Raw genomic sequence first — 14479 nt, forward strand, 5'->3', positions numbered from 1 at the left:
CAGCTCCCTTGGCCAAAAACCTCGGCCTAATTATTTATCGTCCTTAAATCTTAAAATAGAGAGTATTCTCATCTCTCGCCTACCTCGTGATACGTTATCGAGTATCAAACCGCAGAAAAAAGACATCACAGCGATCAAAGCTATTGAGCTAGACAAAACAGCTGTAGGTAGCCTTGCCACTAAACCCGTGTCAACGAATTCAACAATAACGGGAATACCTAAGCTCAATGAAATAAGACCAAGCAATATCGAGAGCACGCCAAAGAAAAACATTGGTTTTACATCTCTCAATAAGAACAAGATAAAGTTGAGGATCTTGAGGCCATCACTCAAGGTGTTCAGTTTACTGGAAGTCCCTTCCGGCCTAGATTGGTATTGAGTTGAGACTTCTTTGATTGACATATTATGGTGTAACGCATGCACGGTGAGCTCTGTTTCTATTTGGAAGCCATCGCTGAAGATAGGTGCGGTTTTGACAAATCGATGGCTCATAATTCGATAGCCAGAAAATACATCATTCAATTGTGCATTGAATGCTAAGTTAATCAGTGATGAAAACATCTTGTTGCCAAGGATATGTCCTTTAGGATATGCACCAGAAGAGCGCTCGCGACTTCCAATAATCATATCGAGCTTTTCATTATTTAATTGCTCGATCAACACCGGGCACACTGACGCATCGTAAGTGTCATCGCCATCAGCCATCACATAAACATCAGCCTCAACATCAGAGAACATCCGCCTCACGACTTCCCCTTTACCTTGGCGAGGCTCATGTCGCACAATCGCCCCTGCTTGTAACGCCTCGTTGACCGTGTTGTCGGTTGAATTGTTGTCGTAAACATAAATGGATGCATCAGGTAAGGCTTGTTGAAAAGAGGTAACCGTTTCGCCAATGGCTCCGGCTTCGTTATAGCATGGGAGTAATATTGCTACTTTCTGTTTATTCATACTCACTCCTTACTTTAAAAACTCGGTAACCATCCTCAATTCCATCGTATGTAACGTCTAACCAAGCAGGAATATTATCCCCATGAAGCCTTCTAACTAAAGAGTCCTCGCTTCCAGAGTTCTTGAGGAGAGATAAGTGAGGGTCATTACCGATCAATATATAATCAATCTTTTTATCTACTATTTTTTTTCTTGCCAGAAACATGTTCTCTTCTAACATCACTTCGATTAAAAATTGGTTGCCCACAATATTTCTATGATAAGGAGCAGCAATTATACTGTTGTTCGTTTTAGCTAATACAGGTGCGCCAGTTTCTATTCCAGAAAGGATAGTATGTGAATTGATACCGTTATCTTTTAGGACATTAAAGATACTTGGTGACTTGTATTCATCATCAAAGGTAGTGGTAATTTCCCCTGTTGGAGACAATGCAATAATGAAAAATGCTACCGATAACGGAGATCCAGAAAAGATAATGATGATTTTTAACATTGTGGATCTGACATATTCAGATAGTTTAATAATAAAATATGCTTGAAAAGGTGCAGCTAAAACAAAGCACAACCTTATTACTCTAACCTGCCAAAATATCGCAAGAGCTAAATTAAACATGAATATGAGATAAAGTACTGTACAGTGGTGATTTTTAATTCTTAAAACTGGGTATAAAATAGCGGGTACCAATAGTAAAGCATAGTTATCGACAGAAAAGAAACCTTTAATTGCTATGTAATCAACTACAGATTTAGCCTCGGTGACCTGATCTAGCCAATACAGCTTAAGTATCGGTGGGTAATCAATAAACAAAGCACTGGTCAGCGAGGGATAAAGAATCCCAACAGGAAACAAACACAACAAACCAAGGGAAACAAACAATAACATTCTTTTATTTAAGCTCATGTCATCATTAGTCAATCGATTGTAAATATTAACAAACACCCAACCACTAAGAAAAAGAATAATGAGAATGAATGATATTTCATCATATTTTAAAGCAAAAAACTCATCGTAAGGTCTATTTAATAAAACAGCAAAAATAGAAAAAACAGTACAAGTTACGTATAGCTTGGAGATGTAACTAAACCATCCGTTATGAAAAAAGCTGCAATAAACCGTATAAGTGACAAAGAAAGCCATAAATAACAATATATTCTCCATTCCTGTCCACAACGATAAAGACAGAAAAGCAGATTGAGCGTAAACACGCCATGATTGCTTCAGATTATGAATAGTAATAGGTGTTAAAGACAGAAACAGTGTTGCTAATATAAGTTGAATATTGTGATGATCAATAGAACCGGGTAAGAAATGAATAATTGAAGGGGAAGAAATAGCGAACATCATGCTTATGAAGCGATACTTACCTCCAAAGTAATGCTCACATAAATAAAAACATGACAGTGCGTAAAACAACAAATAAAACAATGGGACAATAGAAATTGATATTGCATACGCAATACTGTCATCAACCATAAATAACAATGGGAAAGCGACTAAAGATAGTATTAGGTCAGGAAATCGAGACCAATGAATAATAATACCATCAGCGGCATTGAAGTTGCTCATCGGCTCTAGATACCAATGGCCGTTCTTCATCCACTCTTGAAACTGAACAAAACGCATATAGTCGTCATTGTCATTCAAGTTGAGTATTGAAACGCTTTCCCACTTATAAAAAAATATCACTGTGGCACAAACTAGCCAAAGAGCAGAAATTGCAATGATATCTTTATTAAAGCTTTCGCTTTTAGGCAATATGAATATCCTTTTCATTGAGCCAAAATCAAATCCCTATTGCTCCATCTCTCTCACTTCCGCTAGTGCTCTGTTTAAGTTTTCATTAGCCACTTTATAGTAAGATGATTTTTTATTGATAGCTTGTTGTAAATATGGAACCGCCTGATCGGGCTTTCCTTGTAATATTAGGAAATAACCAACATTATTCAACGCCTCCGGAGCTTCCATATGCCTCATGAATACGTTGGTTGCTTTTTTAATATCCCCAGACGCTAAATAAATAAGTGCCAGATTATTTTGAGCTTTTTCATTATTTGGATCCAACTCTAAAGCTGAACGCGTGTATTGATAGGCTTCTTTGTAGTTACCGTACATGTAATGAGAATAGCCCATATTCAACAAAGCTTTGACTGAACTTTTATCTATCGTCAGTGACTTTTTAAAGTACTCTTGTGCAATCTGATGCTTCCCGTCAACATCTTCCAGTACACCAATCCCCATATAAGCCAATGCAGGAGACATACTATCGACCTTCAAACTGGCCACTTCACTTTGGCTCAATGCTTGGTAGTTCTGGATAGTTTCACTGCTTTTTAAACGAACTTGGTCTGAGTTAATCGCTTTAAAGAAATAACTTCGTCCTTCATCTGTACGACGTTGTTTGGTGTATAGAACGCCTAACTGTTCCAGCACTTCAGTGTGGGCGGGGTTAAAATCTAGCGCTGCAAGGTAAGCTTTCTCGGCCAACGCATAGTTACCGCGAGACGAATGTATTTGGCCAATAGTGAACAGAGTTTTATCGTGAAACTCTTTTTCAGGGAAAGACAAAGAGCGTATGTATTCATACAACGCCAAGTCTATATTGTTGTCTCGTAGAGCAATGTCACCGCGCATAATTGCTTCTTTTTCGTTTAGCGGTGGATCATCACTAGTCAAACTATCGATTGGTTTACCCGAATACAATTCGGCATCAAATTGGTTGGTTGGTTCATCAGAAGATGCACAACCAAGTAGCAAAAATGGCAATAGTAGTAGAAGAAACTTATTGTATAAAATCATAAACTTGCTCCCGGCGCACTTAATGCGTCCATTACGATCAAGAGTCCAGGGCCAAGTGCGACAATGAAAAAACAAGGCCAAATAAATATCAACATAGGGAATAACATTTTAGTCGGTATTTTCGCCGCGATTTCTTCAGCGGCTTGCTGACGCTTATCTCTAAAATCTTCAGTATAGTCACGAAGCGTTTGCGCTAAGCTTCCGCCCATTCTCGATGCATGAGAAAGCAAAGAAACTAAGCCTTCTAATTCGACTAAACCGGTTCGTTCGATAAGCTGCCTAAGCGCATCAGGCATGGTGACACCCGCTTGAATTTTAGCAAACACCGTCTCTAGTTCATCCGCAAGTTCAGGCTGAGAGATATACAGTTCAGATGCAACACGTCCAAGAGCCGCATTAAAACCAAGCCCTGATTCAGTACATACCACAAGAAGATCAAGCGCATCAGGGACGCCGTTTCTTATTTTTTTCTGACGCTCTTTTTGTAGCTTACTTAGAATAATATTCGGTGTGAATGTACCAAGAAAAACACAGGTCATGATAAGTAGTTTATTGTATTCTCCGCCCAGCGCTATGTAATAAACCATAAAAGCGGCGACGATACCTATCAAACTAGATAAAACCTTCAACGCATAGAAAACCGATAATGAACTCTTCTCATGGAACCCTGCATGCATCAACTTTTCTGAGTAGGTTTCATTATCTTTTTTATTACCTTTACTTATAAAAGGACTTAATGATTCTAACGTATTAGAGAAGTCGTATGGTTTCCTGCCAGTCGGAGCTCCGTCTTCTGATATCTGTCTCAGTTTCTTGTCCAAAGGAGAGCGAGCCCCTAAAAAAAGAAATCCAAGCGTTAGTGTTAACAAGACTGTTGTAAGCAAAATCATCGAATAGATAACCATCTGAGAGCTGACCCCAAAGTCTGCTAACATCTGCTTCCAAACTTCAATATTTAGTAATTCCATAGGTTAAATCTCTATGCTGATGATCTTTTTAATCCACAAGGCTCCGATAGCCAAAAGAACAATACCGACACTCACCATGGATAGGCCGCGGGGATCTTTATAGAGTGGCTCGATATACTCGGGACTAGCGACCCTTAATGCGAAAAACAAACCAAAAGGAGATAACGTTAAGATCCATGCTGATAAACGACTTTCAGCAGAGAGCGTTCTGACTTTCCTTTCCAGTTTAAAACGTGCTCTAAGTACTTCAGATACCTTTTGCAGATTCTCAGAGAGGTTACCCCCAGTCTCTTTTTGCAACATTACAGCACTAGAAAATGCCAACATTGAGACGGTTGGTACTCGTTCTGTCATTTGTAGAATCGCCAAACGTAAGTCATAACCATAATTAAGCAGGTTATAGGTATTTTTAAATTCAACACCGATTGGATCTGGAAGTTCTTCGCCAACCTCGTTAAATGATTGAACGAGGGGTTGTCCTGCTTGTAATGCACGTCGAATAATATCTAAAGCCTCAGGAAGCTGTTCTTCAAATCGAGCCATTCGGTAGGTCACTCGATTTTGCACAAATAGATAGGCGATAACCCAAACAAAAATGAATGCCGCGACAGTAAGGAACCATACTTGGTTGGTCATTATCGATATCAATGAGAGTATTACGGCGCAAAGAGAAACAACAAGTAAGAACCGGCTTAACGTCACTTTCATACCGGCAAGTTCCAACATTTTTTTCAAGCCAGCGAAGAAAGGAATAACGATGAGCTTACGATCCAGCGGAGAAAGCTCTTTGTTATAGTGTTCCTTAAGTAATGACAAACTCTCTGCATCGATATTACGCTGCGTTTCTTTTAAGCGGCGAGACAACTCTTTATGTTTCGCTTTCTTACCGGCAGCAGGTAATAACAACGCCTGTGAAATAAAAAGTACTGCGATAAATAATAGGGCTAATGAAACGCTTACATTATCCATATTCCCTCCTTAACCTTTGGTCTCACTAAAGAGCTCGAAAGGCAGGTCGAGTCCACGTTTGACTAACTGGTCATGGTATTGAGGCACAACCCCCGTTGCTGTGAAATAACCGATAATATTGCCGTCTTCATCAATACCTTTACGCTGAAAACGGAATATTTCCGACATCGTAATCACCTCACCTTCCATGCCGTTGATCTCTTGGATACTCACCATACGACGCTTACCATCTTCTTGTCGCTCCATCTGTACGACGAGGTGGATAGCCGAAGCAATTTGAGCTCGTAAGTTTTTGGTTGATATGTTCCACCCTGCCATCGAGAACATGTTTTCAACACGACTCAAGGCATCACGGGGGGTATTCGCGTGAATGGTAGCCAGTGAACCATCATGACCCGTATTCATCGCCGCTAGCATGTCAACGGCTTCGCTACCACGCACCTCCCCAACCACGATTCGGTCTGGTCGCATACGCAAGGTATTTTTAACCAATTCGCGCTGGCTGATTTCTCCCTTCCCTTCTAGGTTAGCAGGGCGGGTTTCGAGACGAATAACATGTGGTTGTTGCAGTTGTAATTCTGCCGAGTCTTCTATGGTAATAATTCGTTGGTCTCGCGGAATGAAACCAGAAAAGATATTCAGTGTGGTTGTTTTCCCTGACCCCGTCCCTCCTGAAATCAAGATATTCAGCTCACCTTTCACGGCAGCCTCCACAAATTTAGCCATCTGAGGCGAGACTGAGTCGTAACCAATTAAGTTATCCATGGTCAGACGATCGACAGCAAAACGACGGATCGAAACTGAAGGGCCATCGAGTGCGAGAGGAGGGATAATCGCATTAACACGGGAACCATCAACTAAGCGGGCATCTACCATAGGTGATGCTTCATCGATACGACGACCAACCTGACTTACGATACGGTCAATAATGTTTCTTAAATGGCGATCATCAAGAAAAGTATAGGGCGTTTTTTCGAGTTTACCCCGTCGCTCAACGTAAACACTTTTAGGGCCGTTGACCAATATATCCGACACAGTTTGATCAGCTAATAAGGGCTCCAACGGACCAAGGCCAAAAACTTCATCTTCTATCTGTTTGATGACCCGTTTACGTCCTTCTGCGCTGAGTGCATGACTACCATCATCAGCCATCAACTGAACGATAGCCTCATGCAAATCTAGCTTGGCGCGCTCTTTCTCCAAGCTAGAAAGTAATCCTAAGTCTAACGTTTCAAGCAACTGCTTGTGAAAGAAGTGCTTGATTGATAATTCTTGCTCCAGTACTTTTCGAGCTTCATCGATCGCTTTCTCCTTTTCAACGCTCGCTTCTGTCCGAGAGTTACTGGACGTCTCAACACTTGATAAACGTTCAACAGGATTGGCATCTTCTGAATCATGCGAAATCTGTTCTACTTTTTTTTCAAACTCTGGATTTACATTTTTTCGTTTAAAGAACATCACAATCCCTCGTGTTTACTTTTCATCAACTCATTATGAAAACAACTTTTTCAGCCACCCTTTCTCTTCCTGCTCCGGTGGTGAAAGAACATGAGATAAGTCGATGATAGAGCGAGTAATAGAGCTTTTTTTTCTCGACTGAACTAACGGCTGCCCTAAGTTGGCACTCTCTAGCGCGACTTTAAAATCATTTGGCATAAGGTGTATGTCGTGGTTACCCACTGCTTGCTCAATGTCTTTCAACTTAATTGAATGTCGCTTTTCATAACGGTTGAGAATGACCTCTATTGAGTCACTTTGTAAGCCGTACTCAAACTTCAGAGATTTAATTAGTCGGCTTGTGTTTTTTACTGACACTAAGCTCTGTTGCAAAACCAAAAGTACTTTAGTCGCGGGTGATATTGCTGATGCAAATACGTGATCTAAGCCTCTAGACAGGTCAATGATCACATAAGGGTAGAAACGACGCAGAATTGGAAGTAATCTGCCAATTTTCTGAGCCTGCTCGAAATCATCAGCGTTATTTTCATGTTTAAAGCTTAGAACATGGAGACCTGATTCGTGTTTATTTACCAAAGAGCCCAAAGACATTTCATCCAAATCATTAGAGCTGTTGATCGCATCAGAAACGCTATAAGTCGGAACTATGTTCAAATAGTCTGGAATCACGCCAAACTGAAGATCGATATCAAGTAAAAGAACTTCATTAGGATGTTGAGTCGCCATCTCAATGGCAGTATTTAAAGCCAAGGTAGTTGCCCCCATCCCTCCTTTGGTATTCAAAAACAAGATAAACTCTCCGTAACTGGAGTTCTCAAGTTTTTCGGAAGCGGTTTTCTTCAATAATGGAAGTAAGTCCGATAGAGTCACATTGTGAGACAAAAAATCTGATGCCCCTAAACGAAGTGCTATTTTTAGTGATCCGTTATCACTTTCATCACCAAGCACAACTAAAGACAAATCCTTGTCTTCTAAAGACAAATCATACCCTTGCAACTCAACCATTTTTTGCGCCCAATTCCCATTAGCTTCAACGAAAATAAGCTCTGGGACATCTGCACTTTTTAGGTATTCCTCACTCATTGCCGCAAGAGAAAACGACGTCACATGAACATTTCGGCATTTTTTTAGTTCTTTACTCATATGCGAATGAAAGCCGTCAGTGCTATAGACTAACCAAACCTTTAGATTCGTTCTTAAACGCGCCATATCCTTATCGTTTTCATTCGGCGTTATTTTGATCGCTTCCCCCATACATTTATCTCCTTTTAAACAACTACTTATGGGCATCTATTCCATATATTTGTGCTAGTTTCAGTTTCAGGCCTCACCACTCCCAAACTTTCTGCTGGAAGTATTGTTTCAAACGCAGGGGCAGCAAGAAATCCATTCACTCCTAGAAAGCTTAGGTTACTGATTAACTGAATGCCATACCCCGTCGCCCTAGCACGTACAAACTTAATGCTGCCAAAGTTAGCTTCAAAATCAGAAGCAACCTCTCCCCCGCTCGCGTCTAAGTAAGCCACTTCTAAGTTAGCATTAGTAAATCCAACAAGAGGAATATCATCCACCACCATTCCCGCAATATTGTCTCTATCTAGGACGTAACATACCGTCGCTAACCGAGCCGCCTTCCTAGTCGCTTCACTAACCATTTGCAGCGAAAATATATAGGCTCCCAACGCTAGAATAAGAAAGAGCAGTAGAAAAATTAGCGATGAGACCAAAGTAAACTCAATAATGGCAAGCCCTTTAATTCGTCTTTTAAGCCTTATCATCACAGCACCCTCATCACCGAAGTGACACTTAATGGAACAGCAAAACTCTCATTCGAAAAAGGAATAGACAAGAAAAGTGGAACATAATCATACGTCACACTAACTCGTACATAACTATCGCCTGAAGGAGGGGTTACGGTCACATCCGATGTCGTCAATGAAGATAGTACAGCTGTCCCCGCGCTGTTCTGACCATAGACCACGACATTCTGAATTTCAGACGTCGGTGCGATGGTTCCACCAATGGTTCCATACACTTCACTAACCGCATAACGAGCGCCATTTTGCACTGACTTCGATATCACATTGTAGTGAACAAGAATATTGCCAAGCTCTAGAACTAAGACTAGAAAAAACAGTAAAACGGGAGTCGCTATGACCATCTCTACGGCAGCAAACCCCTGTTGAAATTGATTAGATTGTTTCATGATCAAGATTCCCCACTATTGGGGTCCTTATACAGAACAATCTTATAAGTCCCTTCCGTTGTCGACGTTGTACTACCAGATCCACCAGCAACGCTGCAAGAGTGGATAAACTCACCAAAAACGGCGGGTGTACCTGAGTTGTTAGTTGGTGCTTTTTGCAACAAGAAGAAACAACCAATTTTGTTCACGGTAAAGTCGGTTGAACCACCACTTTTACCTGAACAATCAACCATAGGAATGGGCAAAATTCTTCGCCAAGCAACACCATTAGATGCGCACCCAGAACCACCGCTTGCTATACAGGCATTAGTATCTGACTCATATTGAGCATAGGTATAACTTCCGTCAGAATCGATCTCTCCCGTACCGGCATCAATTGTTATTTCATTGGTAGGTTCTGTGGTTACATAATCTGAAGGGTAATCGGATGCCGATAGGCCACCACCATACTCACCAAAACGAGTATTCAAACCATCTCCAGTGGGACCAACCGTGCCACCAGGTTTGGTCGTGATATCTTCACCAATTTTGACTGGCTGGTCATAACTACCACCTAAACCTTCTTTGACGGTTTTACCACCGGAACCGAAATCCAACAGATGATAATTACCGTTGCCCATTTCTGACAAACTACTGTCACCCACCTTCAATGCGTGGACCGTTCCGACTTCATATCCAAATACATTAACTATCTCTTCACCTGTCACATCGTGATAGCCATCTTCAGGATCAATATCGTTATCCGAAGTACCATCACCAATACATACACCAATGGGTACAACGTTATTAACTACTTCTTGCCCAGAGCTTGGCCCAGCAACGGCACTTGCCGATACTGCCTTATCAAGACCAAACATATGAATGAAAAATTCATCCATCTCTAGTGCATCCACGCGAACTCGCACATAAACATCATCACTTGCACCGAACGTCGCCGTGCCAGTAAAATCCTGTGGGTCATTCGAATAATCAATGCTTATAGAAGCGGTCGAAAAATCAATTTCTTGGTTCCCTGTTGAAGCCGCCATAGCATTGAGCGCCGTACCGACTTCCGCGTCTACTGCGTCTTTATCTTTGCTATTGTCTAATATGGTTGCGGCAGCCAGCGCTGCAGAATCAACTGCATTTTGTAAGCGCGTTTTATTTACAACCATATGGTTTATGTCTACAGCTAGCGCTGAGACAGCTAGAAAAACCAACAAGGCAGCAGTAATCATCACCACAACTAAGCCTTGTTGCTTTTTAGGGCTTTGTGATACTCGATACAACATATGAGTACCTCCAGATTTAGTTAAAATCTTCTAAGATCTGGCTACTACTTCCGGACAGTTCGTTTTCACCTCTGCCAACATATCTGTCGTAACCAGTCTGCATCCGCTCCCCTGTACCATCAGGTACTTCGAGTAAATTCTCTTGGGTAGCATTAGGGTTATACGTTTGCTCTGTTTTCACTAGTGCTACCGAATGCCCTAAACGAGCATCGTTCGCACAGCCAACTAATAACATTGCGAGAAAGATCATCATTATTTTAGTCATATCTATCCCCTTATAAATCATGCCCAAATGAGCCTTCGCTACCACCATCGGTCGGTGATATATCCTGTGAAGCTTGAGATTGCTCTGAATCAGATTCAGACGGTTCAGCTATGTAAGCGCCTCGGCCCAATAAGTAATACTCCAAGTCATTAGGCTCAACAAAGGCATCAGTTGGCAGTGTTACTTTACTTCTATCCACCGGTTTGGCGAGTCGAGGCGTAACAAGAATGACCAACTCTGTTTCACCAGACACATATTCTTGGCTATTGAAAAGCTGACCTAAAATCGGCACATCTCCAAAACCTGGCATCTTGTTACTGATGTCCCTAACATTCTCACTCAACAACCCCGCAATACCGATAGTTTGTCCGTCGGCTAGCTCCAGTGTTGATGACGCGCTACGTCGAGTAATAGGTGGGATAAAATAAGTCGCATTTGTGGTACCCGGATCAATGGTCAATGAGCTGGTATTGGCTATCTCACTAACATCAACGGCTAGATTTAAATTGATTTTTTTGTCACTGAGTACCGTTGGTATAAATTTAAGCCCTACACCGTATTCTTTGTATTCAATGGTAATGCCATCTTCGTCTGGCACAGGGATAGGAAATTCACCACCCGCTAAAAACTCAGCCTTAGAACCACTTAATGCGGTTAAGTTAGGTTCAGCCAATACCTTAGCGACCCCGTTTTGTTTTGCTACGTCCAGTGCGAAAGTAAACAGAGTATTACTATCAATGAAAGACCCTAAAATGCCGTAGTCCGTCGACGTGGGAATATTGAAGATAGGCGTAGCTCCTAATACTCCGGCAGGTACAGAAGACGCCCCCCAAGAAAAGTCAGACCCACTGGTTTGGAAAAAGTGGAAGTTCGCATCAAACTTTCTCACTAAGCTTCTTTGAACCTCGGCAACCGTCACCTCTAACATAACCTGTTGCGCGCCACCTATAGACATTAGGTTGATAACACCTGTCGCTGCAGCTTGCTCACTTCCGCTTTCTTTTGATTCGTCAGCAGCCTGCCCTGACGAATAGGTTTCTGCAATTCGCATCGCCACATTCATTTGTTGTTGGTTACTAACCTGACCACTCAGCAACAAACGATTCTGCGCACTGTGCACCTCGATAGTTTCATCAGGAAGGAACTCATATAATTTAGCTTTGAGGCTATTAAGATCATGAGTAACTTCGATGTTAATAGACTCAATCAACTGACCTCGAGAGTCCCAAGCCATTAGGTTTGTCGCACCTAATTTTTTACCAATTAAAAACAGTTCATTTGATTTTAAAATTACAATATCTAAGACTTCAGGATCACCAAGAGAAACCTTCGCCGCTTTTCCCGACAACACCACATGCGTAGATTTATGATGTGGAACCGTGACTGTTTTTCCTGTCTGCAATGCCGCAACACTGGCCGTCGAAAAACAAATCAGGCTCAAAACACACGCTAATAATATTTTCATATCTCACCTCAATCCTTGACGCGCACATTAGATGTTTCTGTACCTTTGATAATGGTGACACTTGGTCTAGGCACATATCGACGAACCACTTTTTTCTCAACTTCGTGTGGGTTTCTCAAGGTCAGCTGAATACTGCCTTTGCTTTTAGCTGTCAGAAGTTTCTCCGCTTCTTTCGGCGTCATCTCAAGTGTTACCGCTCGCACGATAATCGGACTGTTTTCTTTCGTTTTAGCCGTTTGGTCGACAGCCAAAACCTTAATATCTTTAAGAACCGTTTGAGTCGCTGCAGAGTTTTTTCCGTAAGAAACGGTATTGAGAATATCAACCTTATTCCCAGGTAATAAGAAACCGGCCACACCAATAACATCATCAACACGTATCGTTACCGCACGTTTATTTTCAGGGATAAGAGCAGCCAATGTTGACCCTTCTCCTGGCACAGTAAAACGTAACTTGTGAAGCACCTCTCCGGCATAGATAGTATTCGCAACAACCTGGCCAATCAGCTCCGCTTTATCCGAATAGTTGTTTTCATGAATCCAATCAACTTCAATCAGCTTGGTCGTTAAAAATTGCTCTTCTATAACAGTTCCAGCTTCAATTTCTTGTGATGCCACAACAACGGGGTGACGCTCGACCGTTTCAACTTCAACGGTTGGCTGAACTTGGTTGTCCATCCATTGCTTAGCAAAAAATACGGCCGCTAAGCCAAATACTACGGACAGTAAAAATAGTAGGAAAACTTGGCTCTTATTCATTATTTTCTTCCTCGTGTCCATCAGAGGTAAAATAGACTTCCCATGCCATGGAAAGAATATCGAATGTGATAACAGGTGGGAGTTGCTCAAACGAAAGAATGTCTTTGCTTATACCAACGAGATCTTTCGGTAAACAAGGGAAAAGTGGCACCTTCAGAAGCGTGTGCATTTGAGACAAACGCTCAAAGAAACCATCTTGAAGCTCCATCTCTTTTTCAGCGACGACGCTCATCCATAAAGCTTCATAATCTCGCTGGTTAAGTGGTTTGAATTCAATCTTGTAACCTAAACGACGTAAAAAGGCAGGGTCGCTTATTTTCTTGGGATTTAGATTGGTAGAAAAAGCGAGCGTTAGAACAAATGGCATCGTTATCTGCTGACCATTGGGCAACGACAAATAGTCGAATGAGTACTCCATAGGAACAATCCAACGGTTAAGAAGCGCATCCACCGGCATGGGCTGACGCCCCAGGTCATCAATGATAAAAATCCCATTATTTGCCATCATTTGTACAGGCGCTAACCAAACACGACTGTTCTCAGAATGATTAACTTCAAGCATATCCATAGTCAGTTCTCCACCCACCTGAATATTCGGCCTTTCACAATTAAGCCAACGCTTGTCGTATTGATCTTTGAGGGAAATACTCTGATCGCTGCCGTTACTATCCAACGGTTTATGATGTTGTGCGGAAAATACCTTAATGATGTTGCCTAATGCATAAACGGCATAAGGAATGAAAACCGACGTATGCAGCGCGTTGACAATGCGCGACGCTACAAATGTTTTACCAGTCCCCGCATGCCCATACAGCAACAAAGCTCGTCCCGAATTTATTGCTGGCCCCAATACCGAAATCATTTTGTCGACACCATATACATCATTCAGTGCAGCTTCGACATGTGGCCGAGTCACTAGCTCTGCTCTTAGATCCTGCAGCTTTACCACATCACTATATTGAGTAAGTGAAACGGGGGCGGGACCTAAATAAGCATCACGTTTAAAGGCAAGATCAGCTTCTTCAAGTCCCTTCTCAGAAAGGGAATAGCGGACGTGACTATGAGATGCAGATGAGAGAGAAAGGTTCGAGGTTGGTTGAAAAACTTCAATCAATGACTTTGTTCTCAACACAGCCAACGCACTTTCAACAATATGTGTCACAACACATAAATAGTTAGAAAGCTCTAAAACATCCGACTTGGGGTAGGCTGACAGGTGCTTCAACACAAGGTTTTCTATAACAACTTCAGGAACACCCAACATATCAATAGATGTAGGAACGGCTGGGGCTGAAATTTGAGGCTTCAAAGTTGTTGGATCAGTGCGCCCTATAATATCCATATATTATTCCTCTCCATGAAGCTAACCAA

The 14479-nt window shown here is 41.8% G+C and carries 14 protein-coding genes; all 14 read right to left on the reverse strand.

Features of this window, described 5'->3' with window-relative positions; translation table 11 throughout:
* Nucleotides 1–30 precede the first annotated feature (30 nt).
* From AC3CIA_RS12570 to AC3CIA_RS12635, 14 genes are read right to left on the reverse strand one after another with little or no spacing between them, the layout of a single operon-like run.
* Nucleotides 31–951, reverse strand: coding sequence for a glycosyltransferase family 2 protein (locus tag AC3CIA_RS12570; RefSeq protein ID WP_146454871.1), 921 nt, complete (start codon nucleotides 949–951; stop codon nucleotides 31–33).
* Nucleotides 944–2725, reverse strand: a complete 1782-nt coding sequence (locus AC3CIA_RS12575; RefSeq protein WP_488518194.1) for a hypothetical protein — start codon at nucleotides 2723–2725, stop codon at nucleotides 944–946. Before AC3CIA_RS12575 ends, AC3CIA_RS12570 begins: the two co-directional genes overlap by 8 nt.
* An 18-nt stretch (nucleotides 2726–2743) precedes the next feature.
* Nucleotides 2744–3748, reverse strand: a complete 1005-nt coding sequence (locus AC3CIA_RS12580; protein WP_372222256.1) for a tetratricopeptide repeat protein — start codon at nucleotides 3746–3748, stop codon at nucleotides 2744–2746.
* Entirely contained in the window at nucleotides 3745–4716 is a 972-nt protein-coding gene (locus AC3CIA_RS12585) for a type II secretion system F family protein (RefSeq protein ID WP_065205087.1), read from the reverse strand. Before AC3CIA_RS12585 ends, AC3CIA_RS12580 begins: the two co-directional genes overlap by 4 nt.
* Before the next feature lie 3 nt (nucleotides 4717–4719).
* Complete coding sequence (locus tag AC3CIA_RS12590; protein ID WP_017080030.1) at nucleotides 4720–5685, reverse strand: type II secretion system F family protein; 966 nt, start codon at nucleotides 5683–5685, stop codon at nucleotides 4720–4722.
* Between the two features lie 9 nt (nucleotides 5686–5694).
* The gene (locus tag AC3CIA_RS12595) at nucleotides 5695–7143 is read right to left on the reverse strand and encodes a TadA family conjugal transfer-associated ATPase (RefSeq protein WP_029222298.1); all 1449 of its coding nucleotides are present in this window, start codon (nucleotides 7141–7143) and stop codon (nucleotides 5695–5697) included.
* 33 nt (nucleotides 7144–7176) lie between these two features.
* On the reverse strand, nucleotides 7177–8397 hold the full coding sequence (locus tag AC3CIA_RS12600) for an AAA family ATPase (protein ID WP_065205088.1): 1221 nt from the start codon (nucleotides 8395–8397) through the stop codon (nucleotides 7177–7179).
* A gap of 26 nt (nucleotides 8398–8423) precedes the next feature.
* Nucleotides 8424–8924 carry a TadE/TadG family type IV pilus assembly protein gene (locus tag AC3CIA_RS12605; RefSeq protein ID WP_065205089.1) on the reverse strand — a complete coding sequence of 167 codons (501 nt, stop codon included), beginning with the start codon at nucleotides 8922–8924 and terminating at the stop codon, nucleotides 8424–8426.
* Nucleotides 8921–9349 (reverse strand): TadE/TadG family type IV pilus assembly protein, encoded by a 429-nt coding sequence (locus AC3CIA_RS12610; protein ID WP_065205090.1) that lies wholly within the window; start codon nucleotides 9347–9349, stop codon nucleotides 8921–8923. The genes AC3CIA_RS12605 and AC3CIA_RS12610 overlap by 4 nt, the downstream gene beginning before the upstream one ends.
* A gap of 2 nt (nucleotides 9350–9351) precedes the next feature.
* Nucleotides 9352–10620 carry a Tad domain-containing protein gene (locus AC3CIA_RS12615; protein WP_488518195.1) on the reverse strand — a complete coding sequence of 423 codons (1269 nt, stop codon included), beginning with the start codon at nucleotides 10618–10620 and terminating at the stop codon, nucleotides 9352–9354.
* 16 nt (nucleotides 10621–10636) lie between these two features.
* Nucleotides 10637–10933, reverse strand: a complete 297-nt coding sequence (locus tag AC3CIA_RS12620) for a hypothetical protein (protein WP_017080025.1) — start codon at nucleotides 10931–10933, stop codon at nucleotides 10637–10639.
* The gene (locus tag AC3CIA_RS12625) at nucleotides 10896–12350 is read right to left on the reverse strand and encodes a type II and III secretion system protein family protein (RefSeq protein WP_488518196.1); all 1455 of its coding nucleotides are present in this window, start codon (nucleotides 12348–12350) and stop codon (nucleotides 10896–10898) included. Before AC3CIA_RS12625 ends, AC3CIA_RS12620 begins: the two co-directional genes overlap by 38 nt.
* Before the next feature lie 8 nt (nucleotides 12351–12358).
* Nucleotides 12359–13108 (reverse strand): Flp pilus assembly protein CpaB, encoded by a 750-nt coding sequence (gene cpaB / locus AC3CIA_RS12630; RefSeq protein ID WP_065205093.1) that lies wholly within the window; start codon nucleotides 13106–13108, stop codon nucleotides 12359–12361.
* Nucleotides 13101–14450, reverse strand: coding sequence for a P-loop NTPase family protein (locus tag AC3CIA_RS12635; protein ID WP_249631998.1), 1350 nt, complete (start codon nucleotides 14448–14450; stop codon nucleotides 13101–13103). The genes cpaB and AC3CIA_RS12635 overlap by 8 nt, the downstream gene beginning before the upstream one ends.
* Nucleotides 14451–14479: the final 29 nt, after the last annotated feature.

The organism is Vibrio sp. QJM3NY_27 (assembly GCF_057785955.1).

What these genes read in the sequence shown, in the direction of transcription:
- AC3CIA_RS12615 (WP_488518195.1), bottom strand. Translation starts at nt 10,620, where the DNA reads ATGTTGTATCGAGTATCACAAAGCCCTAAAAAGCAACAAGGCTTAGTT.
- AC3CIA_RS12635 (WP_249631998.1), bottom strand. Translation starts at nt 14,450, where the DNA reads ATGGATATTATAGGGCGCACTGATCCAACAACTTTGAAGCCTCAAATT.
- AC3CIA_RS12620 (WP_017080025.1), bottom strand. Translation starts at nt 10,933, where the DNA reads ATGGTGGTAGCGAAGGCTCATTTGGGCATGATTTATAAGGGGATAGAT.
- AC3CIA_RS12585 (WP_065205087.1), bottom strand. Translation starts at nt 4,716, where the DNA reads ATGGAATTACTAAATATTGAAGTTTGGAAGCAGATGTTAGCAGACTTT.
- AC3CIA_RS12575 (WP_488518194.1), bottom strand. Translation starts at nt 2,725, where the DNA reads ATGAAAAGGATATTCATATTGCCTAAAAGCGAAAGCTTTAATAAAGAT.
- AC3CIA_RS12580 (WP_372222256.1), bottom strand. Translation starts at nt 3,748, where the DNA reads ATGATTTTATACAATAAGTTTCTTCTACTACTATTGCCATTTTTGCTA.
- cpaB (WP_065205093.1), bottom strand. Translation starts at nt 13,108, where the DNA reads ATGAATAAGAGCCAAGTTTTCCTACTATTTTTACTGTCCGTAGTATTT.
- AC3CIA_RS12600 (WP_065205088.1), bottom strand. Translation starts at nt 8,397, where the DNA reads ATGGGGGAAGCGATCAAAATAACGCCGAATGAAAACGATAAGGATATG.
- AC3CIA_RS12625 (WP_488518196.1), bottom strand. Translation starts at nt 12,350, where the DNA reads ATGAAAATATTATTAGCGTGTGTTTTGAGCCTGATTTGTTTTTCGACG.
- AC3CIA_RS12570 (WP_146454871.1), bottom strand. Translation starts at nt 951, where the DNA reads ATGAATAAACAGAAAGTAGCAATATTACTCCCATGCTATAACGAAGCC.
- AC3CIA_RS12610 (WP_065205090.1), bottom strand. Translation starts at nt 9,349, where the DNA reads ATGAAACAATCTAATCAATTTCAACAGGGGTTTGCTGCCGTAGAGATG.
- AC3CIA_RS12595 (WP_029222298.1), bottom strand. Translation starts at nt 7,143, where the DNA reads ATGTTCTTTAAACGAAAAAATGTAAATCCAGAGTTTGAAAAAAAAGTA.
- AC3CIA_RS12590 (WP_017080030.1), bottom strand. Translation starts at nt 5,685, where the DNA reads ATGGATAATGTAAGCGTTTCATTAGCCCTATTATTTATCGCAGTACTT.